Annotated in this window: 25 protein-coding genes; 12 read left to right on the forward strand and 13 right to left on the reverse strand. The window is 74.0% G+C overall.

Annotated elements, in window-relative coordinates:
- Positions 1-180 precede the first annotated feature (180 nt).
- Positions 181-765 (forward strand): hypothetical protein, encoded by a 585-nt coding sequence (locus tag QCD66_RS22770; RefSeq protein ID WP_375733110.1) that lies wholly within the window; start codon positions 181-183, stop codon positions 763-765.
- Here QCD66_RS22770 and QCD66_RS22775 read toward each other — a convergent pair.
- Positions 691-1773, reverse strand: coding sequence for a GlxA family transcriptional regulator (locus tag QCD66_RS22775; protein ID WP_375733109.1), 1083 nt, complete (start codon positions 1771-1773; stop codon positions 691-693). The two genes, QCD66_RS22770 and QCD66_RS22775, sit on opposite strands and share 75 nt — an antisense overlap.
- A 156-nt stretch (positions 1774-1929) precedes the next feature.
- Between QCD66_RS22775 and QCD66_RS22780 the strand changes: the two genes are divergently transcribed.
- Both QCD66_RS22780 and QCD66_RS22785 read left to right on the forward strand, forming a co-directional pair.
- Positions 1930-2478 (forward strand): NUDIX domain-containing protein, encoded by a 549-nt coding sequence (locus QCD66_RS22780; protein WP_375733108.1) that lies wholly within the window; start codon positions 1930-1932, stop codon positions 2476-2478.
- Between the two features lie 10 nt (positions 2479-2488).
- Entirely contained in the window at positions 2489-3493 is a 1005-nt protein-coding gene (locus QCD66_RS22785) for an asparaginase (protein ID WP_375733107.1), read from the forward strand.
- Positions 3494-3575: 82 nt separating this feature from the next.
- On the opposite strand, the gene QCD66_RS22790 is transcribed toward QCD66_RS22785, so the two are convergent.
- Positions 3576-5144, reverse strand: a complete 1569-nt coding sequence (locus QCD66_RS22790) for an alpha/beta hydrolase fold domain-containing protein (protein WP_364212362.1) — start codon at positions 5142-5144, stop codon at positions 3576-3578.
- 210 nt (positions 5145-5354) lie between these two features.
- On the opposite strand from QCD66_RS22790, the gene QCD66_RS22795 reads away from it, so the two are divergent.
- The 5 genes from QCD66_RS22795 to QCD66_RS22815 all read left to right on the forward strand — a co-directional run bounded on the left by QCD66_RS22795 (position 5355) and on the right by QCD66_RS22815 (position 13239).
- Positions 5355-5687, forward strand: coding sequence for a hypothetical protein (locus QCD66_RS22795; RefSeq protein WP_375733106.1), 333 nt, complete (start codon positions 5355-5357; stop codon positions 5685-5687).
- A 210-nt stretch (positions 5688-5897) separates the two neighbouring features.
- Positions 5898-8384: a tetratricopeptide repeat protein gene (locus tag QCD66_RS22800; RefSeq protein ID WP_375733105.1), complete on the forward strand. Its 2487-nt coding sequence runs from the start codon at positions 5898-5900 to the stop codon at positions 8382-8384.
- A gap of 567 nt (positions 8385-8951) precedes the next feature.
- On the forward strand, positions 8952-9569 hold the full coding sequence (locus QCD66_RS22805; protein WP_357539904.1) for a hypothetical protein: 618 nt from the start codon (positions 8952-8954) through the stop codon (positions 9567-9569).
- Between the two features lie 352 nt (positions 9570-9921).
- Positions 9922-10821 carry an NAD(P)-dependent oxidoreductase gene (locus tag QCD66_RS22810; RefSeq protein ID WP_375733104.1) on the forward strand — a complete coding sequence of 300 codons (900 nt, stop codon included), beginning with the start codon at positions 9922-9924 and terminating at the stop codon, positions 10819-10821.
- A gap of 258 nt (positions 10822-11079) precedes the next feature.
- Complete coding sequence (locus tag QCD66_RS22815) at positions 11080-13239, forward strand: DUF6055 domain-containing protein (RefSeq protein ID WP_375733103.1); 2160 nt, start codon at positions 11080-11082, stop codon at positions 13237-13239.
- A gap of 53 nt (positions 13240-13292) precedes the next feature.
- Here the strand turns inward: QCD66_RS22815 and QCD66_RS22820 are convergent, their stop codons facing one another.
- Positions 13293-13553 (reverse strand): hypothetical protein, encoded by a 261-nt coding sequence (locus tag QCD66_RS22820; protein WP_375733102.1) that lies wholly within the window; start codon positions 13551-13553, stop codon positions 13293-13295.
- A gap of 151 nt (positions 13554-13704) precedes the next feature.
- Here QCD66_RS22820 and QCD66_RS22825 point away from each other — a divergent pair, with 151 nt between their 5' ends.
- On the forward strand, positions 13705-14409 hold the full coding sequence (locus QCD66_RS22825; RefSeq protein ID WP_375733101.1) for a ThuA domain-containing protein: 705 nt from the start codon (positions 13705-13707) through the stop codon (positions 14407-14409).
- Positions 14394-15494, forward strand: coding sequence for a Gfo/Idh/MocA family protein (locus QCD66_RS22830; RefSeq protein ID WP_375733100.1), 1101 nt, complete (start codon positions 14394-14396; stop codon positions 15492-15494). The genes QCD66_RS22825 and QCD66_RS22830 overlap by 16 nt, the downstream gene beginning before the upstream one ends.
- On the opposite strand, the gene QCD66_RS22835 is transcribed toward QCD66_RS22830, so the two are convergent.
- From QCD66_RS22835 to QCD66_RS22850, 4 genes are all read right to left on the reverse strand, one after another.
- Complete coding sequence (locus tag QCD66_RS22835) at positions 15478-16800, reverse strand: alpha/beta fold hydrolase (protein WP_375733099.1); 1323 nt, start codon at positions 16798-16800, stop codon at positions 15478-15480. The two genes, QCD66_RS22830 and QCD66_RS22835, sit on opposite strands and share 17 nt — an antisense overlap.
- A 74-nt stretch (positions 16801-16874) precedes the next feature.
- A complete protein-coding gene (locus tag QCD66_RS22840; RefSeq protein ID WP_375733098.1) occupies positions 16875-17789 on the reverse strand; it encodes an RNA polymerase sigma-70 factor in 915 nt (304 codons plus the stop codon).
- Entirely contained in the window at positions 17786-18985 is a 1200-nt protein-coding gene (locus tag QCD66_RS22845) for an NAD(P)/FAD-dependent oxidoreductase (RefSeq protein WP_375733097.1), read from the reverse strand. Before QCD66_RS22845 ends, QCD66_RS22840 begins: the two co-directional genes overlap by 4 nt.
- 110 nt (positions 18986-19095) lie before the next feature.
- Positions 19096-20103 carry an alpha/beta fold hydrolase gene (locus QCD66_RS22850; protein WP_375733096.1) on the reverse strand — a complete coding sequence of 336 codons (1008 nt, stop codon included), beginning with the start codon at positions 20101-20103 and terminating at the stop codon, positions 19096-19098.
- 68 nt (positions 20104-20171) lie between these two features.
- On the opposite strand from QCD66_RS22850, the gene QCD66_RS22855 reads away from it, so the two are divergent.
- Together QCD66_RS22855 and QCD66_RS22860 are read left to right on the forward strand one after the other, a co-directional pair.
- On the forward strand, positions 20172-20765 hold the full coding sequence (locus tag QCD66_RS22855) for a TetR/AcrR family transcriptional regulator (RefSeq protein ID WP_375733095.1): 594 nt from the start codon (positions 20172-20174) through the stop codon (positions 20763-20765).
- Between the two features lie 11 nt (positions 20766-20776).
- Positions 20777-21151 carry an SdpI family protein gene (locus tag QCD66_RS22860; RefSeq protein WP_364212412.1) on the forward strand — a complete coding sequence of 125 codons (375 nt, stop codon included), beginning with the start codon at positions 20777-20779 and terminating at the stop codon, positions 21149-21151.
- A 21-nt stretch (positions 21152-21172) separates the two neighbouring features.
- On the opposite strand, the gene QCD66_RS22865 is transcribed toward QCD66_RS22860, so the two are convergent.
- From QCD66_RS22865 to QCD66_RS22890, 6 genes are all read right to left on the reverse strand, one after another.
- Positions 21173-21787, reverse strand: coding sequence for a hypothetical protein (locus QCD66_RS22865; protein ID WP_364212415.1), 615 nt, complete (start codon positions 21785-21787; stop codon positions 21173-21175).
- Positions 21784-23151: a hypothetical protein gene (locus QCD66_RS22870; RefSeq protein WP_364212418.1), complete on the reverse strand. Its 1368-nt coding sequence runs from the start codon at positions 23149-23151 to the stop codon at positions 21784-21786. Before QCD66_RS22870 ends, QCD66_RS22865 begins: the two co-directional genes overlap by 4 nt.
- A complete protein-coding gene (locus tag QCD66_RS22875) occupies positions 23151-23954 on the reverse strand; it encodes an ABC transporter ATP-binding protein (RefSeq protein ID WP_375733094.1) in 804 nt (267 codons plus the stop codon). The genes QCD66_RS22870 and QCD66_RS22875 overlap by 1 nt, the downstream gene beginning before the upstream one ends.
- An 89-nt stretch (positions 23955-24043) precedes the next feature.
- The gene (locus QCD66_RS22880; protein ID WP_375733093.1) at positions 24044-24838 is read right to left on the reverse strand and encodes a zf-HC2 domain-containing protein; all 795 of its coding nucleotides are present in this window, start codon (positions 24836-24838) and stop codon (positions 24044-24046) included.
- The gene (locus QCD66_RS22885; RefSeq protein ID WP_364212427.1) at positions 24835-25374 is read right to left on the reverse strand and encodes an RNA polymerase sigma factor; all 540 of its coding nucleotides are present in this window, start codon (positions 25372-25374) and stop codon (positions 24835-24837) included. Before QCD66_RS22885 ends, QCD66_RS22880 begins: the two co-directional genes overlap by 4 nt.
- A 148-nt stretch (positions 25375-25522) precedes the next feature.
- Positions 25523-26146 carry an L-threonylcarbamoyladenylate synthase gene (locus tag QCD66_RS22890; RefSeq protein ID WP_364212430.1) on the reverse strand — a complete coding sequence of 208 codons (624 nt, stop codon included), beginning with the start codon at positions 26144-26146 and terminating at the stop codon, positions 25523-25525.
- Positions 26147-26165: the final 19 nt, after the last annotated feature.

Consider the following 26165-nt stretch of genomic DNA (forward strand, 5'->3'; position numbering starts at 1 on the left):
CTTCCGGAGACCTCTTCAGTTGTCGACCACCGCCACGCCGGCCAGTCAACGGGCACTTACGAAACACGGGCCAGGGTCCGGGCGGCCCGAGGGCGGTGGCACGGACACGTACCCCAGGAATTCGGACGTGTCGACGTCCCGGGCTCGTTCCGGCGCCGTGCCCACGGCACCGTCGGGGGCATGGATACCTCTGTGAACTCCACGGTGTCGGCCGGTACCCGGGCCGGCGCCGCGCGTTGGTCGGCGGTGCTGCACCGCTGGCCGAGTGTGCTCGGCCTGGCGGCGGCCACGATGATGCTGGCGACCGGCGCCAACCGGGAGACCCTGTCGGTCATCGTCAGCGTCGCCGCCCTGTGCTACCTCGGTGCCGCCGCGTTCGACCGGCCGTGGATGGGCTGGGCCGGTGTCGGCGCCGCCCCGGTGGTGATCGTCGTGAGTGAGCTGGCCGGCCTGCCGTGGTGGAGCGGCCTGGCCGTCGTCGCCGGTGCCCTGGTCGTGGTCGGCCTGGTCGGCGGGGTTCCGCGTCCGCCGCTGACCGCACAGGCCCTGGCCCTGTTGGGGTACGGCGGGCTCGCGGTCGCCGCGCTCTTCCTCGCCCCGCAGGTCGGGCTGGTGCTGGCCGGGCTGGTGCTGACGGCACACGGCGTCTGGGACGTGATCCACTACCGGCGCGACCAGGTGGTGCCACGGTCACTGGCGGAGTTCTGCGTCCTGCTGGACGTACCGCTGGGTCTCGGTTTCCTGGTCCTCGCCGCCGTCGGCTGAGCCCCGGCCGGCCAGGGATTGCCGGCCGATGGACGTGGTGCTGTACGCGGCACGGTAACGCGACGGGGTGACCCCGTACCGGTCGACGAAGGCCTGGCGTAGCGCCTCGGCGGAGGTGAAGCCACAGCGGACGGCGATGCGGGCCAGCGGCAGCCGGCTGGAGACGAGAAGCTGTGCGGCGGCCTCGGTCCGCACACCGCGTACGAAGCGGGCCGGGGTCTGCCCCGTGTGGGCGACGAACAGCCGCGTGAGGTGCCGCTCGCTGACCGCGGCCCGGGCGGCGAGCGCGGTGAGGCCGAGGTCCGCGTCGGGCGCGTCCCGGATCGCCGCGACCAGGTCGCGGACCACGGCGTCGTCGGGTGCCGGCGCGGCGACGAACATGCTCACCTGGGCCTGGTTGCCGGGCCGTTGCAGATACGTCACCAGGGCGCGGGCGACGTGGCGGGCCAGTTCCGGTCCGTGGTCCTCCTCGACGAAGGCCAGCGCCAGGTCGAGTGCGCTGGTGACCCCGGCGGCGGTGGTCACGTCGCCGTCGCGGATCCAGATCGGGGTCGGGTCGACCCGTACGGCGGGGTGCAGGGTGGCGAGCAGGTCGGCGAACAGCCAGTGGGTGGTGACGCGGCGACCGTCGAGCAGCCCGGCGGCGGCGAGCACGGACGATCCGGTGCAGACCGAGGCGACCCGGCGGGTCTCGCGGGCGAGCCGCCGGACGTGGGCGACGAGTCGCGGGTTGTCCGCGGCGGCCAGGTGTCCCTCGCCCCCAGAGATGATCATCGTGTCGATCGGGCCGCGCAGCCGCTCGACGGCGGCCTGGGCGTGCAGCGTCAGCCCGGACTGGCACCTGATCGGTTTCCCGGCCGGCGTGACGGTGACGACCTCGTAGGCGGGGGTGGCGCCCCGGTTGGCGTAGTCGAACGTCGTGGTGAGGCAGGCGATGTCGAGCAGTTCGGCGCCCGGATAGCCGACGACCGCGACGACCCGGGGCCGCGTCTCCTCCGGCGCGGTCATCGGTTCAGCGTACGGCGGGGTCGCGGTCCGATCGCGCCCTGGCTGGCCAGCCGTGCCCGGCCACGTCGCGGCCCTGCCGGTCGCACCTGCCCGCCCCTCGTGGCGATACCGGCGCGGCCGGCCGGTCGGCGAACAGCCGGGCACTAGGGTGGCCGGGTGAGCCTGCTGCACCGTGACGCCCTGGAGACCCTGCGGAACTGGACGCCGACGCCGGACGGCGCGGACGACTGGCGGCTGACGATGAAGCTGCTGGAGAGCGGCCCCGAGGTGATGTGGCGGGACCACGACGGCGGCCACGTCACCGCCAGTGTGATCATCCTTTCCCACGACCGGCGCCGGGTGCTGCTGTGCCTGCACGGCAAGTTCGACGTCTGGGTGCAACTGGGTGGGCATCTGGAGGCGGGTGACGCGTCGCTGGCCGCCGCCGCGTTGCGGGAGGCGACCGAGGAGAGCGGCATCGCCGGGCTCATCGTTGATCCGGTGCCGGTGGACGTGGACATCCACCAGGTGGTCAACTGCGCCGGGCGGCGGCTCGACCACCACGACGTGATCTTCGCGGTCCACGCGCCGCGGGACGCGGTCGAGCAGGTGAGCGCGGAGTCGCACGCGCTCGGATGGTTCCGGCCGGACGCGCTGCCGGCACCGCTGGGAAGCGACACGCGACGGGTCGTCCGCAACGCGATGCTCCGTGCCGCCGTACGCTGACCCGCCGGCCGTGGGCCGTCGGGTGGCGGTCTTCTCGCTGGGCGGCACGATCGCCATGACCGGCGGCCCGGCCGGCGGCGTGGTGCCGACCCTGACCGCCGCCGATCTCGTCGCGGCCGTGCCGGCCCTGGCGACGACGGGCGTGACGCTCGACGTGCACGACTTCCGCCGGCTGCCCGGTGCCTCGCTCGGCTTCGACGACCTGCTCGCCCTCGTCACCGCCGCCGGGCGCGAGGTGGCCGGCGGGGCCGACGGGGTGGTGGTTACCCAGGGCACGGACACGATCGAGGAGACGTCGTACGCGCTGGACCTGCTGTGGCCGTACGACGCGCCGCTGGTGGTCACCGGTGCGATGCGCAACCCGACCCTGGCCGGCGCCGACGGTCCGGCGAACCTGCTGGCGGCGGTGACGGTCGCCGCCGCGCCGGCCAGCCGGCGGATAGGCTGCCTGGTCGTGCTCGGCGACGAGATCCACGCGGCCCGCTGGGTGCGCAAGACACACACCACCGCGCCCGCCGCCTTCCGCTCCCCCGACATCGGGCCGGTCGGCCTGGTGGCCGAGGGGCGGGCCCGCGTCCTCGCCCGCCCGGCCCGGCATCCGCTCGACCTCCAGGTACGCGACCCGGGGGCGGTGCGTACGGCCGTACTGCCGGTGGTGCTCGGCGACGACGGTGCGACCCTGCGCCGGGCCGGTTCGGGGCTGGACGGGCTGGTGGTCGCCGGCTTCGGGGTCGGCCACGTGCCGGCCGCCACCGTGGCCGTCCTGGGCGAACTGGCGGCCGGGATGCCGGTGGTGCTGGCCTCCCGGGTCGGCGCGGGTCCGGTCCTGACCGCCACGTACGGCTTTCCCGGCTCGGAGTCCGACCTGCTGTCGCGTGGGCTCGTCGCCGCCGGCACGCTCGACTGCTACAAGGCGCGTGTCCTGCTGCACCTGCTGCTGGCGGCCGGCGCCGACCGGGACCGGATCGCGACGGCGTTCGGGACGATCGGCGCGGGCGAAGTGGCCGGCGACTGAGCGGAGGGACAGCCGGCGAAGGGGCGGGCGGCACGGCCGGCAGCTGAGCGGGCGGCACTGCCGGCGGTTGAACCGCCGGCGGTCAGCCGGCGTAGGCCGGTATGCCGGTCTGGAAGGACTCGCGCAGGTGCTGCGCGGCCTCCTGTTGGGCCCGCTGGGCCTTGTCGAGCACCGCGGCGGCGCCGAAGAACTCGTGCATGACCCCGTCGTAGCAGGTCAGCGTGGTCGGGACGCCCGCCGCCTGAAGATGACGGGCGAACTCCTCACCCTGGCTGCGCAGCACGTCCCGCTCGTCGGTGATGACCAGCGCCGGGGGCAGGCCCTTCAGCTGTGTGGCGTCGAGCGAGAGCAGGTCGACCCGGGGGTCCCTGGCGCCGTCGGGCACTCCCTCGAAGGCGTGCATCGCCATCCACGACAGCAGCGGCCGGTTGAGCGGGCGGGCGTCCGCGGCGTCGGTCATCGAGTCGCCGAACTGTTCGCCGGTGGTCAGCGGATACACCAGCACCTGCGCCACCGGCAGCGGCTCGCCGGCCTGCTTGAGCTGCCAGCAGGTGGCCGCGGCCATGTTGCCGCCGACCGACTCGCCGCCGATGGCGACGCGGTCGGGGTCGCCGCCGATCAGGCCGGCGTTGGCGCGTACCCACCGGAAGGTCGCCAGCACGTCGTCGTGGGCGGCCGGGAAGACGTGTTCGGGAGCGCGGCGGTACTCCGGTGACACGACGATCGCGCCGGTCTTGTTGACCAGGCCGCGGCACGAGGCGTCGTACGAGTCGACGGTGAACAGCACCCAGCCGCCGCCGTGGATCCAGACGACGACCGGCACCGGGCCGGTGGCGTCCCGCGGCTTGTAGATCCGCACCGGCAGGTCGCCGCCGGGGCCGGGGATCGTGACGTTCTCGACCGAGCCGACGGGTTCGGGGTCGGTCGACCTGCCGTCCTCGGCGAGGATCCGCCGGACGGCGTCGAACGGGGTGGGCTGTTCCCGGGCCTGGTCCGGGGTGAGGATCTCGAACGGCTGCGGCTTCAGCCCGGAGAAGGCGTCGAGGATCCGTTGCGCCTGCGGGTCGAGGTGCCCGGACGGGTCGGTCGCCAGGTGCTTGATCCGGCCGGACGCCATGTCGCGTACCTTGTCGACCACGAGGGCGGCCGGGTCGGCGAGCTTGTGTCCGGCCCGGCTCGACGGTGCCTTCGGGTGCGGGTACGTCGGCGCGGTCCGTTTGGCGGCCAGGAACTCCTTGCCCATTCCGGCCATCCGGTCGGCGCCGACCAACTGCCGCAGACGGGGCAGGAACTCCCTCTCCTCCTCCGCCACGTGGTGCCGTACGGCGGCGATCAGGGTCGCCAGGGTCTGCTCGAACCCGGCTTCGCCCGGTTGGCTGTCGTGCAGCTTCACCAGGAGTTCCTTCATCTCGTGGTGCTCCTGGCGGGCGTGTTCGGACTCGTCGGGTTCGCCGGCCGCGGCCATCGCCGGGTAGACGACGATCTCCTCGGCGTCGGCGTGCAGCGCCAGTTCGAACGACACCTGGTCGACGAGCACCCGGCGGTCGCCCCGGCCGGCCTCCAGGTGCTGGAACTGGCGCTCCACCACCGCGTGGTCGTCGGCTATGAGGTGGTCGACGTCCCCGGGCAACGTTTCGTACGACAGCGCCATCTCAAGCTCCTGACCTCGGCGGAGAGACGCCGGCCGGCGCCGCCGTCTGGCGTCGGCATACCCGGGGCGCCCGACGGCACTCATACCGGGTGGCCGATCGAACGGATGGCCACCCGGCCACTTCGGCGGCCCGGCCCGCACCGCGTACCGTGGCTCCCCGGGCGCCCGCGCGGGCGCCGACGCGGCCGAGCCAGACCGGAGGACCGGACGATGAGCGGGCAACCCCACGACGACCGCCCCGCCGGCTCCGCACCGGCCGCCGCCGGGCGGGTCCCGACGGCGGCGCAGCAGCGCCTGATCGACCGGGGCACCGAACTCTTCCGCCGGATCGCCCCCGGCGCCGAACTCGGGTACCGGCTGCTGGCCGGCGACGAGGGCGTGGTCGTGTTCCAACCGGTCCGCGGCGGCGGCTCGATCTACGTCGCCGCCGACGGGAGCGTGCTGTTCGCCGCATCGGCGATCCCGCCGCACCGGGCGCTGGAGGCGTTCCGCGCCGGACGCCGGACGCCCGTCGAGAGGTTCACCGGCACCGACCGCCAGTAGATCGACCGGGTTCGTCGACGCCGGCCCGCGCCGGCACCGACCCGCCGCCCGGCCGTCGCCGACGGTCCACACCGGACCGGTCGGGCGCGGCGCGTTGTACGAAAGGCGACAGTGGCCGATCTTCCGGCGCGGCGATCCACCGGTCTACGGTGACTGCGCACGACATGCCACCAAGACGCGACGCAGCGTGGTTCGCCGCCCCGGAGGTAGGTGTTGACTCGCGCGCACGACCACGACGCCGAATTCGGGCGGTTGTTGCGGCGGGTCCGCCGGGCGGCCCGCCTCACCCAGGAGGAACTCGCCGAACGGTCCGGCGTCGCGGCACGCACGATCAGCGACATCGAGCGTGGCAAGGTGCGTACGGCCCAGCGGGAGACCGCCCGGCGGCTGGCCGCCGCGCTGCGGCTCACCGGCACCGACCTGACCGCCTTCGAGGAGACGGCCCGGGGACGTCCGGCCACCGGCGCCGGCCCGCCCACACCGCCCGGCCCGCCCACACCGGCCGGCGCGACCGCGGCACCGGAGACGCCGGCTCCCTCTCCGGTCACGTTCCGCCAGGTCCATCCGCCGCCCACGCCGCTGATCGGCCGGGAGGACGAGAGCCGGGCGGTGGTCGGCACGCTGTCCCGCGAGGACGTACGGATCGTCACGCTGACCGGCACCGGCGGGGTCGGCAAGACCCGGGTGGCGCTCGCGGTGGCCGAAACCGTCGGCGCGGACTTCGCCGACGGGGTGTGCGATGTGGACCTCACCCTCGTCTCCGGCCCGGCGGACGTGGTCACCCACCTCGTCGGTGCCGCCGGCGGCGAGATCCGGCGGGGCGACGTCGCCGAACTCGTCGGCGTGCTCGGCAAGCGGCGGCTGTTGCTGCTGCTGGACAACTTCGAGCACGTCCTGTCGGCCGCGTCGGCGGTCGCCGCCGTGCTGGCCCGCTGCCCGAACCTGAAGGTGCTGGTCACCAGCCGGGTCGCGCTGCACATCCGGGGCGAGCACGAATACCGGCTCGACCCGCTGCCGGTGCCGGACGCCGACCCGCCCCGGGACGCCGCGCTGCTGGCCCGCTCCGCGGCCGTACGGCTGTTCGCCTGGCACGCCGCCGCCCGCCGGTCCGACTGGCGGCTGACCGACGCCAACGCGGCGACGGTGGCCCGGATCTGCCGGCTGCTCGACGGCGTGCCGCTGGCGATCGAGCTGGCCGCGGTGCGGGTCGGCCTGTTCCCGGTGGACGTGATCGCCGACCGGCTGGACCGCCGGCTCGGCCGGCTCCGCCTGCTCACCGCCGGCCCCCGGGACGCGCCGGACCGCCAGCGCACGCTGGCCGCCGCGATCGGCTGGAGCGTCGGCCTGCTGCCGCCGCCCGCCCAGCGGCTGCTCGCCCGGCTCAGCGTGTTCCCGGCCAGATACACGGTCGAGGCCGCCGAACTGGTCTGCGCGGGCGGCGACGCGGATCTCGACGTGCTGGAGGGCCTGGCCGCGATCGGCGACCACCACCTGCACAGCAGCCTGGCCGACGGCCGGTTCGCGATGTACGAGGCGGTCCGCGAATTCGCCGCCGAACGGTTGCGCGAGCTGGGTGAGGAGGATTCGACCGCGGCCCGGCACACCGCGTACGTGGTGGCCGAGGCGGAACAGGCAGCCCTGGGGCTCGCCGGCGCCGAGCAGGAACACTGGCTGGACCGCATGGAGCACCTGCGGTACGACCTGCCGGTGGTACTGGCCCGGGTCCGGGTTGCCGGCGAGCCGGAGACGGCCGTCCAGATCGCCGGCGCGGTGTGGCGGTTCTGGTACGGGCGGGGCGCCATCGCGGACGGCCGGCGCTGGCTGGACGAGGCGCTGGCCGCCGGCGACCCCGATCCGGTGGATCCGACGCTGGCCCGCCACCGGGCCCGGGCGCTCAACGCGGCCGCCGCCCTCGGTCACTACGTCGGCGTCGAGCACGCCGAGGTGGTGGCCCGCTACCGGGCGGCGGTGGTGCTCTGGCGGCGGGCCGGTGACGACGTCGGGCTGGCCGGCACGCTGAGCAACCTGGCCATGTCCCAGCAGTACGCGAACGATCCGGCGGCGGCCCGCCGCACGTACGACGAGGCACTGGCCGCCGCCCGGCGGGCCGGCGACGAGCGGGTGGTGGCGACCGCGCTGTTGAACCTGGGCATCCTGCTGGTGCAGGAGAGCCGGACCGAGCTGGCCGCCCCGGCACTGGACGAGTCGCTGCGGCTGTTCCAGCGGGCGAAGAACGTACGGGCGACCGCCGACGTCTACACGGCGCAGGCGCTGCTGGCGACGGCGACCGGCCGGTACGCGGAGGCGGAACGGCTGGCCGAACGCAGCCGCGATCTGTTCCGGCGGCTGCAGGACGAGCTGGGCGACACCGAGTCGCTGCTGGTGATCGCGCAGGCGGTCGAGTTGTCGGGCGCCGACGACGGGCGGGCCCGGCGGCTGTACGAGTCCGGCCTCGAGACCTGCCGCCGGCTCGGCGACGTCTGGGGTCCCGGGCTGGCCCTGGTCGGCCTGGGCCGGTTGGCGTTGCGCCGGGCGGACCGGTCGGCGGCCGCGGAACTGGCCGAGGCGGCCCTCGCGCACTACCGGTCGCTGGAGTTCCAGACCGGGATACGGATCGCGGAGGCGCTGCGGGCGGCGGTGGCGTCGACGGACGGGCCGGTACCGTCCGCGGACCTCTACGCCCTGCTGCCGCCGTGACCGGGCCGGCGCCGGCCGCCGCATGGCCGCCGGTTCCGTGGGTGGTTCCGTGGGTGCTTCCACATGGTTGCGGCCCCGCCGGGGAGCGACGCTGATCGCAGCGGAGAAACCGCTCCCGGCACCACCGCCGGGAACCCCCGAAAGGACGTGGGTTCCATGTTGGACGACCTCGCCGAGGCCCTGCTGCACGTCGGCAAGCACGTCGTGATCACCGTCGTCGAGCACCTGTTCGACTGAGACCGGCCGATCCCGATGAACCACCTCTGGCCGCACCTGGACGGCGGCGCCGGCTCCTGCTTTCCGCCGGAACCGGAGGGATGCCTGGGGCGCGAGCCGCGCCGGCACCCGATCCCCGGGGGCGCGCCGCCGGTCCTGGCCGTGGCCGCCGTCGTCGGCGCGAACTGCGCCTGACCGCTGACCGCTGGACGGTCCGCGACGAAGCGGCACCGCGCGCCGACCGCCGCCCGATCCGGGCGGCGGCGGTACCCGCACCGCAAGCGATCCGCCGGGCCCGGCGGACTCCCTCCGCCGGGCCCACCATCCGCCGTACCAGGTTCGGAGGAACCGATGAAGATCTCCCGTCTCGCCCCTGTGGTCGCCGCCGCGGCGGCCGCCCTCCTGCTGCTCGCCGGCGCACCCGCGCAGGCCGCCGAGGACCGGACGTCGACCGGTAAGGCCCGGTCCGCCGGTACGCTCGCGGTCACCGGCCCGACGTTCTGGGTCACCATCTCCGGCAACGCCGGCGGCACCGGGTTCACCCGGACCGGCACGCTGGTGCTCGGCCCGACCGTCACGAACGTCACCACGAACGGGATCAACCCGCTCGAGGTCTGCCTCAGCTCCGGCTTCCCGGCCGGGAGCCCGCAGGTCGGCGCGATCCGGTTCGGCTCCAACGCCGACTGCTTCCCGTCGTCGGGCACCTACCTCGACGTCGCGTACGTCTCGGTGTCCGGCGGCACCGTGTACATCGCGCCGGACTCGGCGATCGGCGCCACGTACATCAACAACTTCACCCGCAGTTCCAGCATCACCGCCTGCATCTACACGCCGGTGTCCGGGCAGGCGTCGTACACCTTCTACACCGACGGCAGCGTCTACGGCTCGATCTCGATCACCGGGTACGGCGGTGCGTTCTGCGGATACTCGTCCTACACCGCCTCGGTCAGCGGGTATCAGATCGCCTGACCGACCAGATCACCGGTGCGACGACGGCCGGCGGTTCCGAGGGGGAACCGCCGGCCGGTCCGCGCGTTGGTGGTCGTTCTCCCACGGGAGCGGCGGGTCCCGACGACGACGATCACCGCGTATCGTCGGGCACCCACCTGCCGGGGCCGAATCCGGTCCTGCTCGGTTTCGGCCCGGACGGGCCGCGTGGCGGCGCCATCCACCCCGCGAGTATCTAGCTGTTGCCACCGGTTTGCAACAGGGGTGCGCCCGCCGGCCACGGGGACGCGAGGTCTCCCCCGGCGGCAAGCCGCTCGCACCGCCCGGTCCCCCACTCGCCCAGCGGACGCAGGGCCGCGTTGAGCGACCGGCCGTGTTCGGTCCCCCGGTCACGGTCGTCGGCCTGGGCCCGATGGGCCGGGCGATGGCCGCCGCGCTGCTGCGGGCCGGGCACCCGGTCACGGTGTGGAACCGTACCCCGGGCCGCGCCGCCGGGCTGGTCGCCGAAGGGGCCCCGCTGGCGCCGACGCCCGCCGCGGCCGTGGCGGCCGCCGACCTGATCATCCTCAGCCTCACCGACTACCAGGCGATGTACGACATCCTCGGTCCGGTGGTGACCGACCGGCGGCACGCCGACGCGCTGGCCGGCAAGGTTCTCGTCAACCTCAGCTCCGACACCCCCGACGCCTCCCGCGAGGCGGCGACGTGGGCCGCCGGGCACCGGGCGGCCTTCGTCACCGGCGGGGTGATGGTGCCGGCTCCCATCGTCGGCAACCCCGGCGCGTACGTCTTCTACAGTGGACCGCAGGAGGCGTTCCGCGGCCACGAGCCGGTGTTGGGGCTGCTCGGCGAGCCCCGGTACCTCGGCCCGGATCCCGGCCTGGCCCAGCTCTTCTACCAGGCCAATCTCGCCGTGTTCCTCACCGCGCTGTCGAGCCTCCTGCACGCCACGAGCCTCGTCACCGCGGCGGGTGTCCCGGCGGCCGAGTTCCTGCCCGGTGCCGTGGGCATGCTCACCGGCATCCCGGCGATGGTCGGCGACGGGCTGGAACTGGCCCGTGAACTGGAGGCCGGGAAGTATCCCGGTGACCTGAGCACGGCCCTGATGATGGGCGCCACGGCGGAGCACATCGTACGGACCAGCGAGAAGGCCGGCGTCGACGTCGAATTGCCGAAGGCGGTCAGGTCACACTACGAACGGGCGATCGCCGCCGGCTACGGCACCAGGAACTGGACGGCCCTCTACGAGGTGGTCAGGGCCACGGACGGATAGCCCGGCCCGGTCGTGGCCGCCCGCCACCGGCGGTGGCGGGCGGCCACGGCACGGAAGGCGGCCTCATGCCCGGCGGCCGTACGCCCGGCGCCGGGCGTACGGCCGCCGGGTTTCTTAGCGGACGCATAAATCAACCCGCTGCCGGTCCGCACCTGACCTGGACGGCGATAGTTTGGATTCCAAACTAATGATGGTCTTCGATTCCTGCCCTCGGTGGGAGTCCGGGGACCGCGACCACCGACTGGAGCGTGGATCGAGATGGCTGTGACCCGGCCGGGGCGCCGACCCCGGCACCGCCTGCTGCTTGTGATCGCCGCCGCACTGGCGCTGACGCTGCCGCTCGGGCTGCCGAACCTGCTGCCGCAGGCGTCGGCCGCGACGAAGACGGTGTGGATCCCGGCCCGGTGGACGCAGACCGGCGAGGTGCCGTGGGTCCAGCAGCGGACCCGGGAGTCGGCGAACTTCATCCTGCTGTGGGGCGACCGGTCCGGCACCGATCCGCGCACCGCCCCCGGCGAGTACCGGTTCGACCCGGCCAACATCCTCGACCAGCTCGAGCGGCTGTACTCCTTCTACGTCAACGACATGCGCTTCACCCCGGAGACCGGGCTGCTCGCCCAGCACAAGATCATCGTCATCATCACGCGGACCTGGTCCAACGCCCCGCTGGACGCCTGGGCGACCGGCGGATCGACCGACGGCCGGGTCGGCGTCATCAACATCGCGCCGGGCGCCGCGCAGCCCGGCTCGTGGGGGCTGGCCCACGAACTCGCGCACGTCTTCCAGAACTACACGTTCCTCGGCCGGCCGGGCTACGGCTTCACCCACCAGTCCGCCGGCACCTTCTGGGAGGCCAGCGCCGAGTTCATGGCGATGCAGGTTTACCCCACCACGGCGGCGGGTGACCTGACCCGGTTCATCCGCACCGAGAACCTCGCCTACAGCAGCAGCCGGCACCACTACGGGGCCTGGATGCTGTTGCAGTACATCAAGGAGCGCGACGGGCTGGCGATGTTCAACCGGTTGTGGAACGAGGCCCGCAACACCGAACATCCACTGGAGACGTACCGGCGGATCGCCGGGATCACCCAGACCGAACTCAACCGCAGAGTGGGCGAGTACGCCCAGCGGAACGTCACCTGGGACTACGCCAACCGGGCCGACTTCATGCCGTTCATCAACCGGCTCTACCCCTTCGTCACCGCGTACAACGGGGTGCCGGTCGACGCGGTCAACGCCGCCGCCGGCCACTACCGCGTCCCGGACGCGCTGGCGCCGTCCGACTACGGCTACAACAAGGTCCGGCTGGTGCCGCAGCAGGACGGCGGACTGATCCGGCTGCGGTTGCGCGGGCACGTCAACCAGGCCGCCGGCTCCGGGTGGACCTTCGGCTTCGTCGCGGTCCGCAACGGCGTCCCCCGGTACGGCCCGCTCACCGTCGCCACCGACGCCGAGGTCACGTTCCAGACCCAGCCCGGCGAACGCGACGTCTGGCTGGTGGTCACCGGGACCCCGACGACGGTCCACCGGTACGCGTTCCTGGAGGGCTACCCCCGCAACTACCGCTACCCGTACCAGTTCCGGGTGGCCGGGGCGACCCCGTCCGGCCACGAACCCGGCTACCTCCGCCCGCCCGCACCCGGCGGCGGCCGCTGGCACGCCAACGGCGGCGGCTGGGTCGACAGCCGCGCCAACGTCGCCGCCACCGCGTACGTCGGCCCACGGGCCGCCGTCTACGGCAACAGCACGGTCAGCGGCAATGCCCGCATCGAGGACCTCGCCTGGGTCAACAGCGGCGCCACCGTCGGCGGGAACGCCGTGGTCAAGAACAACGCGATCGTCCAGGGCGGTGCCAACCTCGGCGGCGGCGTCGTCACCGGCGGTGACGCCGAGCCGGCGACCGCCTGCAGCTCCGGAACGTATCTGATCTTCAACCCGGACCGGCGCTGTGACGGCGGGCCGGGCGAGACCGACATCAACCCGCCCTACCAGCTGTTCACCGACGACCAGCTCGCGCTGGGCGGGACCGGCCCGAACCCCACGCCCACCCCGACCGTGCCGCCGACGCCGACGCCGACCACGCCGGCACCGACCACGCCACCGCCGTCGCCCGGGCAGCTCGCCTGCACGGCCGAGTACGCGGTGACCGGGCAGTGGCAGGGCGGGTTCCAGGGCGAGGTCACGGTACGGGCCGGCAGCCGGGCGATCACCGGCTGGACCGTCACCTGGACCTACGCCAACGGGCAGACGATCACCCAGTCCTGGGGCGCCACGGTGACCGGCAGCGGCGCGAACGTGACGGCGACCAACGCCGCCTGGAACGGCGGCCTCGCCGCCGGTGCGGCCACGAGCTTCGGCTTCATCGGCTCGGCCGGGGCGACCAACAGCGGTCCGACCCCGAGCTGTCAGGCCCGCTGACCGGGCCGGGTTGTCCGGGCGGTGACCGGCGCGCCGGTCACCGCCCAGGTGGATCAGTCGACCGGCGGCGCGGCCCAGTCACAGGGCCGCACGCTGAAGACGAGGTATCCGGACTGGACGCCGAGCCGGGCCTCCCGCCCATCGCAGTTGACGCTGAAGCTGCCCCGCCAGACCGTACGCGTCGAGTCGGCGTACCAGGTGTGCAGGCACATGTTGTTGGCCGGGCAGGGGTAGAGGGCGTGGGCCGGGCTGCTGGGAACGAAGAGGGTGACGCCGACGGCGAGTGCCACGGCGACGAGGACGCGACGCAACATGTTGTCTCCCTGTGTCGGCCGCACCCACGCCTCGTGTCCATGTTGGTCGGACGGGTGCGGCCCGCCTTCCTCGGATTGTCCGACAGGAATCGACGTCCGACAATCAGCTGTCCGGTATCGTCGCAAGGGCCCGTGATCCGGAGGGAGTTCGGTGAATCCCACGACCACCCGCTCAGCGCTCGTCGTCCGGGGCGGATGGGAAGGCCACCGGCCGGTCGAGGCCACCGACCTGTTCCTGCCGTTCCTGCACGCGCTGGGCTTCAGCACCCGGATCGAGGACTCCCCCGCCATCTACGCCGACACCGGCTACCTGGCCACCGTCGACCTCGTCGTGCAGTGCGTGACGATGAGCCGGATCGAGGCGGACCAACTCGCCGGGCTGCGCTCGGCGGTCGCGGCCGGCACCGGCCTGGCCGGCTGGCACGGCGGCATCGCCGACTCCTACCGTGACAGCTCCGACTACCTGCACCTGATCGGCGGCCAGTTCGCCTGCCACCCCGGTCGCCCGCCGCACGAGTCGGTCGAGGGCGAGGCGAACAACTTCGTCCCGTACACCGTCAACATCCGCCCCGCCGCGGCGGACCATCCGATCGTCGCCGGACTCGCCGACTTCGATTTGGTCACCGAGCAGTACTGGGTGTTGTCCGACGACTACGTCGACGTGCTGGCCACCACCACCCAGAAGGTCCGGCCGGGCGACCCGTGGCACCGCGAGGTCACCTCCCCCGCCGTGTGGACCCGCCGGTGGGGCCGGGGCCGGATCTTCGTCGCCACCCCCGGCCACAGCCTCGACGTGCTCGGGCATCCGTCCGTACGCACCATCATCGAGCGGGGGATGCTGTGGGCGAGTCGCTGACCCCGCCGGCGCGGATCGGCCTGGTCGGTTGTGGCGCCATCAGCGGCCAGTATCTGACCACGCTGGCGAGGACCGCCGGGCTGGACCTGGTCGCGGTCGCCGACCTCGACCGCACCCGCGCCGACCAGGTGGCCCGGGCCTGGCCCGGGGTGCGCGGCCTGCCCGTCGACGACCTGTTGACCGACCCCGACGTCGACATCGTCCTCAACCTGACCACGCCGGCCGCCCACGCGGACGTCGCCCTGCGGGCGATCGCCGCCGGCAAGGACGTGTACGGGGAGAAGCCGCTGGCCGCGACCACCGCGCAGGGCCGCGAGGTGCTGTCCGCGGCCGTGTCGGCCGGCGTACGGGTCGGCTGCGCCCCCGACACCGTGCTCGGCACCGGCACCCAGACCGCGCGCCGGGCCATCGACGACGGGCTGATCGGGACACCGGTCGCCGCCACCGCGACCATGGTGACCGCCGGCCACGAACGCTGGCATCCCGACCCGGACTTCTACTACCAGGCGGGTGGCGGCCCGCTGCTGGACATGGGCCCCTACTACGTCAGCTGCCTGGTCACCCTGCTCGGCCCGGTCACCGCGGTCGTCGCCGCCGGCAGCCGGACCCGCGACGTACGCGTCATCGGCAGCGGCCCCCGCCGGGGTGAACGGATCCCGGTCGCGGTCGACTCCCACGTCACCGGCGTCCTGACCCATGCCGGTGGGGTGCTGTCCACCCTGGTGATGAGCTTCGACGCCGTCGCGACGAGGGCCGCCCACGTCGAGGTGCACGGCGAACTCGGCTCCCTGGTCGTGCCCGACCCCAACCGGTTCGACGGCGACGTGCGGGTCCGCGGCCCGCACGACCCGGACTGGCGGCCCGTTGCCGAGTCGGCGGGCTACCGCGGCGCCGGGCGTGGCATCGGCCTGGCCGACCTCGCCGGCACCGCGCCCGGGCAGGAGCCCCGGGCCGGCGGTACGTTCGCCTATCACGTCCTGGACGTGCTGGAGTCGATGCTGACCTCGGTGGCCGCCGGCCGGTCGGTCCCGGTCCGGTCCCGGGCCGGGCGGCCGGCGGCGGTGCCGCTCAGCGACGCCCGGTAGCGGCCCCGTCGCCGGTACGGGGTCCGCCGAACTCGGCGACCATCTCCAGCAGGCGGGACAGGACCCGGCCGGAGCCGATGCCGTCGTGCTCGTACTCGTTGGTCACCCAGACCCGGGTGCCGGCGACGTGGGCCGCCGTCGCGAGTTGCAGGTTGGCGTCGACGTACATGTCGTCGAAGTAGACCGCCGCGGCGACGGGGACCTCGTTGGCCGCGAGCCGGTCGAGGTCGTACAGCGGGCTCCAGTCCTCGCGCGCGGCGAGGAGTTCGACCGCCGCCCGGAACGGCCGCAGGGTACGGATCTCCTCGAACATCCACGGGTAGACCATCTCGCCGGTGAACAGCAGCGGCCGGGCGTCCTCGGCGAACCGGGGCAGGCGGTCCCGTTCCGCCTGCCCCGCCCACGCCGTCGCTCCGCTGCCCGGCGCGCCGTAGAGGGTCTCCTGCAGCGCGATGAACAGCGGGTTGTCGGTGTACCCGGTGCGGGCCTCCACCTGGGCGAGGAACGTGTCGCTCGGCTCGTCGTCGCCGGTGGCGAACGCCTCGTCGAGCAGCCAGTGCATGCGCTCGTAGCCGGGCTTCATGCCGAAGTCGAGGCCGAGGTTCTGGAAGCGGCGGACGGTGAGCGGGTCGCCGGACGGCAGTACGACGTCGCCGGCGGCGAGCCGGTCCGCGATACGCGCGACGGTGTCGACGTGGTGCGGGTAGCGGGCGTAGAACTCGCGGTTCTTGGCCTCGACGCGGGGATACGTACGCCGGTAGACCTCGGCGGCGTCCGGCCACACGCTCGGCAGGCCGCCGGTCACGTAGCAGGCGTCGAGCCCTTCCGGTGCGAGCGAGAGGTAGGTCAGCGTCAGGAAGCCGCCGTAGCTCTGCCCGAGCGTCGACCAGCGTCCCCCGCCGAAGACGGTGCGACGCAGGTGCTCGGCGTCGCGGACGATCGAGTCGGCGCGGAAGCGGGTGAGGTGGTCCGCCTGGGCGGAGGCGTCGCCCCGGGCGGCGAGCACCCGGCCGTCGATGCGCGAACTGCGGCCGGTTCCCCGCTGGTCGAGCAGCACGACCCGGTGGCTCTTGAGCGCCTCGCCGATCCAGCCGTCGACGGCGGTCGGGCGTGGGCTCTTGCCGCCGGGACCGCCCTGCAGGAACAGCAGCCGGGGCAGGTCGTCGCGGCGCCGGACCGGGTCGACGAGTTCGCGGGCGAAGACCCGGATGGTGCCGCCGCTGTCCGGGGCCGACCAGTCCAGCGGGACCTCGACCTCGTGGTCGGTGACGTGGATTCCTGGGATCGTGTACTCGGCCGTGATCATTACGTCTGCCCTCCTGCCGCTGTGCGAGGACGACTCTGCCTGATCACCCTGGGGCGCCGAGCGGGGGGTGGCGGTCACCGGGTGCCGACGTCGTACGCGGTGCCCCCGGCGACGGCCCGCAGCTTGTCGGGGTTGGCGACGTTGTGGATGGCGGTGATCCGGCCGTCGGCGTCGAGGTCGAAGGTGACGGTGGCGATCACCCGGTCCGGTCCGCTGAACACCAGGCCCGGCCCACCGTTGATCGCGACCACCGTGGCGCGCATGTCGGCCGGCTCGACGCCGGCGTAGGTGACGGTCCCGATGGCGGCGAACCAGGCGGCCACGGTGGGCGCGCCCACGACCGGGCGCATCGCCTGGCGGACCCTGCCGCCGCCGTCGGTCCACAGCGTGACGTCCGGGGACAGCAGCTCCATGAGCGCGTTGATGTCACCACCGGTCGCCGCGGCGAGGAACCGCTCGGTGACCGCGCGCTGCCGGGAGCGGTCCACGGTGAAACGCGGGCGCCGGGCCCGCACGTGCTCGCGGGCGCGGTGGGCGGCCTGCCGTACGGCGGCCTCCGAACGCTCCACCGCCCGCGCGATCTCGGCGTGGCTGAAGCCGAAGACCTCTCTGAGCACGAACACCGCGCGCTCCAGCGGGCTCAGTGTCTCCAGCACCACCAGCATCGCCGTCGACACCGACTCGGCGTCGACGACGGCGGTGTCGCCGCCGGTCAGGATGGGTTCGGGAAGCCACGGCCCGACGTACGTCTCCCGCCGGTGCCGGGCCGACCGCAGCCGTTCCAGGGCCAGGTTCGACACGATCCGGGCCAGGTACGCCTTCGGGTCGGCCACCTGGGCCCGGCTGGCCGCGGACCACCTGATCCAGGCGTCCTGGACGGCGTCCTCGGCGTCGGCGGCGCCGCCGAGGATGCGGTAGGCCACCGAGAACAACAGGTTGCGGTGCTCGTCGAAGACCTGCTGGTCGGGATTCGCGGGCGGGTGGGTCACGGCGCCTCCCGGGTGAAGCGGCCGCCGCGGGGCCAGAACGCCCCCGAGGCGGGCGCCTTCCTCATCCGGGCGTAGGTCGGCCAGGGCGAGGCCGTGACGGTCTCCTTGTATCGGGCCGCCAGGCGGCCGGTCAGGCACCACCGCCGGGGGCTGCCGTCGGGGCGGGTGAACTGCACCACGGCGTCGTCGCGGCCCAGGCTCACCGGCGTGTGGTAGTAGCCGAACCGGAACGGCCGGGGCTGCCCGCCCCGCAGCGTGCGGACGATCGACACGGCGGCGTGCACACCGGTCGGCATACCGCCCTGGCAGGTGCCGTGCATGACGCCGTAGCGCTGGCGGATCGCGGCGGCGTCGCCGACCGCGTACACGTCCGGGTGGGACACCGACCGCAGCGTGGCGTCGGTGACGACGCGGCCGCGCTCGTCGACGGTCAGCCCGCCGGCGGCCGCCAGCGGCGCCGCCCGCGTGCCGCTCGTCCACAGCACCGCGGCGGCGGCGACGCGTTCCCCGCCGGCCAACTCGACCGCGTCCGGCAGCACCTTCGCCACCTCGACGCCGCCGCGCACCTCGACGCCCAGCCGGTCGAGGGCGGACCGCAGGTACGCCCCGGCCCTGGGGTTCATGGCGGCGCCCGGGGCGTGCCGTCCCAGCAGCACGACGCGCAGTTCCGGATGCCGCTCGGCGATCTCCGCGGCCGACTCGACACCGGTCAGCCCGCTGCCGGCGACCACCACCGTGCCGCTGCCGAGCCGTCCCAGGCGCTCGGCCAGCGACTCGGCGTCGTGCACGCTGTCCAGCGTGTACGCGTGGTCCTCGGCACCGGGCACCGCCACCGTGTCGGCGACGCCGCCCAGGCCGTACACGAGGGTGTCGTAGCGCAGGACCCGGTCGTCGTCGATCCGCACCGTCCTTTCGTCGGCGTCGACCGCGGTCACCCAGCCGCGCACGAACCGCGCGCCCGTACCCTCCAGCAGTCGTGGGATGCTCAGCCGCGCCACCGGCTGCCCGGTCCCCGTCATGTGCAGGCGTAGGCGCTCGGTGAACAGCTCGTTCGCGTTCACCAGGGTCATCCGCACATCCTCGCGTCGCTTGCCCCGGGCCGCGAGCTGGATCGCCGCGGCCATGCCCGCGTATCCCGCGCCCAGGATCAGAACGTGGTGTGGTCCCGCCGTACCGGCTTCGTGCCGTGTGCTCATCGTCCGCCTCCTCCGCGTGTCACCGACGCACACGAGATGCGGACCGCCCGGCGCCCGTGACATCGGGCCGGTGTGACGCGCGGCACTTCGCGGGACGGGCGCCGTACGGGTCAGCGGGCCTGGCGCAGGAATCCGGCGATGTCGGCGGCGATCTCGTCGGGGTGTTCGCCGTTGACGGCGTGGGAGGCGCCCGGGTAGAGGCGTACGGTGCCGTCGGGCAGGACCCGCTCGGCCGTGGCGGCGGCGTGGCCGTCGTGCATGACGGAGTTCCCGGCGATGACCGCCAGGACGGGCATGTCGAGCCCGGTGAGCGCGTCCGGCCCGATCCGGGTGGGTTGGGGCAGGCGGAGCGTGTAGTGCCGCATGCCGGCTTCGATCATGTCCGCGACGGGCACGTCCTCGACCGGTGCGCCGCCGGCGGTCCACGAGTTGAAGCCGTCCCGCCACGACTTCGGCAGCCAGGGCAGCGCGGCCGGCAGCGACCGCAGGATCGTGCCGATCGGCATGTCGGCGAAGACGTAGACCGGGTCGATCACGGTCAGGGTGGCGATCAGTTCCGGTTGGCGGACGGCGAGGTTGACGGCGGTCCAGCCGCCGATGGACAGTCCGACGAGGTGGAAGCGGTCCTCCGGGAGCCCGTCGAGGGTCTGGTGCAGCCACCGCGCCTGGTCGCCGTCGTCGCCGATCGGCCGGTCCTGCACGCTCATCCCCGGTTCGCCGAGCAGGTCCACCGTGTAGACGTCGCCGACGCGCAGCAGCGACGGCAGGTTGTCGGCCCACACCGGCGAGGCGGAGGCCCGGCCCGGCAGGAGAACCAGCGGCGCCGAGGCGTCGCCGCTGCCGGCGAAGCGGTAGACGCGTACGACGCCGAAGTCCGTACGCACGTCGATGGTCCGCTGCGGCACGGGGAGGTCGGCGAAGGCCGCCGCGTACGCCCGGACGAAGCGGTCGCGTCCCGCCGCGCTGTCCCAGTGCCCCACCGGCGACGGGGTGCGTAGCGCGAACACGATGCCGGTGGCGACCACGACGACGGACGTGGCGAGCGCGATGAGCCACCATCGCCCGCGACGCGGGCGTCGCGCCGTCTCGCCGCTCACGACCTCGGTCCGCCCATCCATACCGTCACCCCTTCCAGCCTCCACTAACCGATCGGTAAGTAATTTGACCGTACGGTAGAATCGGCGGCATGGCAAAACGGGCAGACCCGACCGCGCGGAAACCGACGCTCACCGAACGCGCCCGCCGGGGACAACTCGTCGAGGTGACGATCGAACTCGTGGCCGACCACGGCTACGGCGGCACCTCGCTGTCCGGCATCGCCGAGCGGGCCGGCATCACCAAGGCCGCCGTCCTCTACCACTTCAGCTCCAAGGACGCCCTGGTGCGGGCGGCGTACGAGCACGTCCTGTCGGCCCTGACCGGCCACACGGCCGCCGCGGTCGAGGCCGCCGATCCCGCCGGGGCGCCGGCCGCCTACATCCGCGCCATGATCGGGCATCTGCGGACGCACCCCCGGCACACCCGGATGATCATCGAGGCGATGACGCACACCGCGGGCGACCACGAGCCCGCCAGCCGGTGGCGCCCACTGGCCGACCTGATCGACACGGCCCGCGACGCCATCGGCACGCGGCGCGCACTCGACGTACGCACCATCGCCATCGTCGTCGGCGGCGGGATCGACGCGATCGTCGCCGAACAGCTCACCGACCCGGACTACGACACGGCCGGGGCCGCCGAGCAGCTCGTCGACATGCTCGACGCCACGCTGCGGGGATGAGGGGGTCGGGTATGGACGAGCTGCTTGTCGCGAAGGTGATCGTGGCGGTCGTGATGACGGTCTCCGGCGCGGTGATCATCTGGGCCGCGCGGGCCACCGCCTCCGGCCGGCTGGGCCGCAACGAAATCACCGGCATCCGGACCGCCTCGACACTGTCCAGCGACGAGGCGTGGCTCGCCGCGCACCGCGCCGCGCGGTCCGTCACCGAGGCCGGCGGCTGGAGTGTCGTGGCGGCTGCGGTGGCGGTCCTCGCCACGGCGAGCCCGGTCCAGATGGTCGTGGTGGTGGGCGCCGGGACCACCCTCCTGCTCGTCCTCGTCCTGGTCGGTGCGCGCCGGGGCGTCCGGGCCGCCACCGCGCTCCCCCGCCCGGACCGCCCCGCCTGACCGGGGTTCCGGCGGGTTTGGTCAGTGGTCGGGGGCGGTTTCGGCGGCGGGGCGCCGGGGGCAGCCCCACATTGTGTACGCGGCCAGTCCGGTCACCGCCAGGACGGCGGCACAGGCGGTGGCGGCCGTGGTGCCGGCGGGCTGGACCAGCCAGCTGGCCACCTGCGTCGCCGGCTTCGTGCTGGGTCCCACGAACGGCAGGACCGAGATCAGGGTCCAGGTCAGCGGGGCGATCCAGGAGCGGGCGGCGCCGAGCAGCGCGGCGCCCAGGGCGGTGAGGCCGAGCAGACCCGCGGTGTTGCGCAACACGACGGTCAGCGGCTCGAACCGTACGTCGGTGACCGTGGTGAGCAGCAGCGGTGCGACGATCGCGGCGGCGGCGAGCAGCAGATGTACGGCCCGCCGGACCGGCCAGTTGATCGAGGCGGTGTGGTCCAGGGCGTCGTCGGCGCCGCCGAGGGTCGCGGCGAACGCGGCCACCGCGAGCATCACGGTCAGGCTCACCCCCCGGGCGTCGATGGTCCCGGCGTCGGAGTAGACCAGCACCAGAAGCCACACCAGCGCGGCCGTCGCGGTCGAGATGGCCAGGGCGAGGCCGACCCGGCGGGAGCGCAGGTACAACCGGAGCCACCTCACGGAACGTCCTCGCCCATGAGCGACCGCAGGCCGTCGTCCCGGCAGGCGAGCGCGTCGTCGCGGGCCGCCACCATCCGCCGTTGCTGCTCGGCCGGCGGCAACCCGACCAGCGCCTGGTAGGCGCCGGCCACGCCGGCCCGCTCCTCGGGGGTCCACCAGTCCTGCGGGGCGGGCGGTTCGCCGGTCAGCCAGGCGGTGGCGACGACCCGGCCGAACCGGGTGTCGCTGTCGTCGGGCCCGTCGCCGCAGTCCTGCCGCCAGGCCGCCTCGAGCAGGTGTGGCAGGAAATAGTCGCCGGACAGGTCGGCGCGGCCGCTGGGCCCGATCACCGGGGCCTCGAAGACGAGCGTGTCGGCCGGGCGCGGGTCCGGCGCCGGGTCCGCGCCCGACCGCGCCCAGGACTCGACCCGCCGGTCCTCCACCGCCCGGGTCGGTGCCCCGGGCAGTTTCGCCGACATCATCGCCAGCGCCTGCCGGGCCGGGCCGGCGACGTCGGGCAGCAGGGCGGCGTGCACCCGGGCCACGCAGACCTGTGGGCCGGCGTCGTCGCAGACGAGTTCGGCCGCGCCCGGATCGTAGGCCCGGTAGCCGCCGGTGGGCATCAGCGGCAGCGCCACCGCGCCGCCGAGCACCGCCGGGAGCACGGCCAGGGCGACGCCGCGGCGGCGGGCCGCACCCAGCAGGAGCAGCCCGGTCGCGGCGAGGGCGGCCAGCCACAGCGTCTGGGTCAGGTTGACCCGCGCCGTGACCGTCTGGAAGTCGTCCAGGCCGCTGGCGTAGACCGGGCTGAGCAGCAGCGCCGCCGGTGCGGGCCGGTCCGCCACGACCGCGTTGACGGTCATCCAGTCCGGCAGCAGCCCGGCCACGGCGACCCCGGCCACGGCGAGGGCCGGCGCGGTCACCAGCCTGGGTACGGCCCGACCGACGGCCATGCCCACCCAGCCGGCGGCGACCAGCGACAGGGCCCCGACCGCGGTGACGGCGACCGAGGCGGCCGGGAAGTAGCCGGCCGTCGGCACCACCCAGACCGTCCCGACGACGAATATCAGGGTGTACGCGGCCACCAGCGCGACCGCGAGCGCGGCGGCGGTCGGCAGGACCCGCTGCCACCGTGGCCGGCCGGTGCTGGCGAACAGCTCGCCGACCCGGCTACGGGCGTCCCGCCGCCCGAGCCACGCGCCACCGGCGAGGGCCAGTGGCCACAACGCCAGCAACATTCCCCGGCCGGACACCGCCAGTTGCATCCAGCGGCCCGAGAAGCCCTCGGTGTACGACACCAGCAGCCCGGCGCCGATCACGAGCGCGAGCAGCGCCACGCCAACCGCGGCCGAGCGGCGCAGTTCGATCCGGAGTACGCGTCCCATCACGCCGACACCTGCCCGCGGTGGGCGCGCAGCAGCGCCGAGTAGCCGCGTTCGGTGGCGCTGTCCCCGGCGGCGCCGGCGCCGCCCCGGCCGGCCAGCTCCGCCGTGGTGCCCTGCCACACCAGCCGTCCCGCGTTGACCAGCACCACGTCGGTGCAGGCCGCCGCGACGTCCTCGACCAGGTGGGTCGAGACCAGGACGCAGCTGTCCGACCCGATGTCGCGCAGCAGCTCGCGGAAGTCGAGACGCTGCTCGGGGTCGAGGCCGACGGTGGGTTCGTCGAGCAGCAGCACCCGCGGGTCGTTGACGATCGCCTGGGCGATACCGGCCCGCCGCAGCATGCCGCCCGACAGTGTCTTCATCCGCGAGTCGGCGCGGTCGGTGAGGCCGACCCGGTCGATGGCCCGCTGCACCGCGCCGGGGATGTCGCTCTTCGGCATCTCCTTGAGCCAGGCCATGTACTCGACGAACTCCCGCACGGTGAACCGCGGGTAGAACCCGAAGTGCTGCGGCAGGTAGCCCAGGCCGCGCCGCATCCGGCGCAGGTCGCCCCGGCCGGTGACGTCGACGCCGAGCACGCTCAGCCGCCCACCGGCGGGTTTGACCACCGTCGCCAGGGCCCGCATCAGCGTCGTCTTGCCGGCGCCGTTGGGGCCGAGCAGCCCGTGGACGCCGGTGTCGAGCGCCAGGTCCAGCCCGTTGACCGCCAGGTGCCGCCCGGCCCGGACGACCAACTTCTCGGCGTGCACCGCCCACGCGTGGGTGGTCGGTGCGATCTCTGCCGCGCTGACGGCGCGCATCATGTGTTCTCCGTTCGTCGGGTGGCACGACTTGCCACCGGTGTGTCGTCGGTTCGGCCGGCCCCGGCCCGGTGTCGTGGCGCGTGGGCGGATCAGATCTGTCCGGCACCCAGCCGGCGGTGGTCGGCGGCCCGGAAGGCCACCACGGCCACCAGCACCACGGTGACCGCGACCCATCCGGGCCAGCTGCCGGCCGACAGGACGGCCGGCAGCCGGTCGCCGGCCAGACTCGGGATCACCACCGCCCCGGACCAGAGGGCCACCAGGGCGAGCGCGGCCCGGTCGACCCGCACCAGGCCGCCGAGGGCCAGGCTGCCGGCGGTGAAGGCCAGACAGGGCAGCAACCACAGGGCCGGCGAGTGCCCGGTCCACCAGCCCGCCACCGCCAGGATCGGGACGACCGCCGCGAGGACCGCCAGCGTACGGCGCAGCAACAGCCACAACCCGGCGCGTGGCACGGTCGCCAGCAGCTCCCAGGCGGGATCGGTACGACGACTCCACGCCGCCGCCACCGGCAGCAGCGGCGCCACCGGCGCGACCAGCAGCACCAGCGACGGCAGGCTGTGGAAGGTCAGCTCGAAGAGGACCGCGGCCAGCACCAGCCCGGCCGCCACGGCCAGCCAGGGCAGCACCCGTACGGCGACGCCGGTGCGGCGCAGCCGCCGGCGGGGTGCCGGGGCCGGTCCGGCGGTGATCCCGGCCGCGACACCGTCGGCGACCCGGTCCAGCAGGTCGCGGGTTCCCGGGTCGACGGCCCCGGTCAGCAGGGCCCGGCAGGCGGCGCAGGACTCCAGGTGTGCCTCGACCGCCCACACGGTCGCGTCGTCGACGCCGTCGGCGCCCGCGGCGTAGCGGGAGATCAGGGCGGGTGTCGGGTGGGTGGTCATGACAGCGCCCTCCGCAGTGCGATCCGGGCCCGCCGCGCGCGGGTCTTCACGGTCCCTTCCGGCATGCCGAGCAGCAGCGAGGTCTCGCGGGTGGTCAGGCCGTCGAGGACCATCGCGCGCAGCACCTGACGCAGTTCCGGCGGCAACGCCAGCAGGGCCTGTTCCAGGTCGGCGTCGATTCCGCCGGCGAGCGCCTCCTCCTCGGCGGCCGGCGCCACGGTCTCGAAGGTCGGCACCGTGGGCACGCGCTGCTGCCGGGCCCGGTGGCGGAACGCGTCGACGAGCCGGTGGGCGGCGATCGTCCACAGCCAGCCCAGCGCGCTGCCCCCGGCCGACGCGTGGGCCTGGCTGCCGGCCGACCGCCACACCGCCAGGTAGGTCTCCTGGAGCACGTCGGCGACCACGTCCGGGTCGGCGCAGCGCCGCCGGAGCCGTACGGTCAGCCAGGGCGAGGTGCGCCGGTACAACTCGTCGAAGGCACGCCGGTCGCGACGCGCGATGCGGCGCAGCAGCTCACCCTCGTCGACTTCCGCCAAGCTTCGTCTCACATCAGGCAAGACGACGCGCACCCCCGCCCCGGTTCTCCCTCGCCTGTGACGCCCGTCACATCGAAGCTACCGGGTCGACCGGCCTACGGCCGCCGCCGAGCCGTCCCCGACCGGACGCGGCCCGCTCCGGACCGCGTCACTGGGCGAACCGGGCCGGGTCGCCCGCGCCGACCCGGACGATCTCGGGTTCGCCGTCGGAGAAGTCGACCACGGTGGTCGGTACGGTGCCGCAGTCGCCGGAGTCGACGACCGCGTCGATCGCGTGGTCGAGGCGTTCCTTGATCTCCCAGCCCTGGGTCATCGGCTCGTCGTCGCCGGGCAGGACGAGGGTGCTCGACAGCAGCGGCTCGCCGAGTTCGTCGAGGAGTGCCTGGACGACCGGGTGCGCGGGGATCCGTACGCCGACGGTCTTCTTGCGGGGGTGCAGCAGCCGGCGCGGCACCTCCTTCGTGGCCGGCAGGATGAACGTGTAGCTGCCGGGGGTGGCCGCCTTCACCGCGCGGAACACCGCGTTGCCGAGGTGCACGAACTGGCCGAGCTGCGCGAAGTCGCGGCAGACCAGGGTGAGGTGGTGGCCGCTGTCGAGACGGCGGATCTCCCTGATCCGGTCCATGCCGTCCTTGTTGCCCAGCCGGCAGCCGAGGGCGAAGCAGGAGTCCGTCGGGTAGGCGATCAGCCCGTCGCGGCGTACGAGGTCGGCGACCTGGCCCATCGTGCGGGGCTGCGGGTCGTCGGGGTGCACGTCGAAGTACTTCGCCATACGCGAAAGCTTAGGCGCG

It is taken from the genome of Polymorphospora sp. A560 (assembly GCF_045781765.1).
GTDB classification, from domain to species: Bacteria; Actinomycetota; Actinomycetes; order Mycobacteriales; family Micromonosporaceae; genus Polymorphospora; species Polymorphospora lycopeni.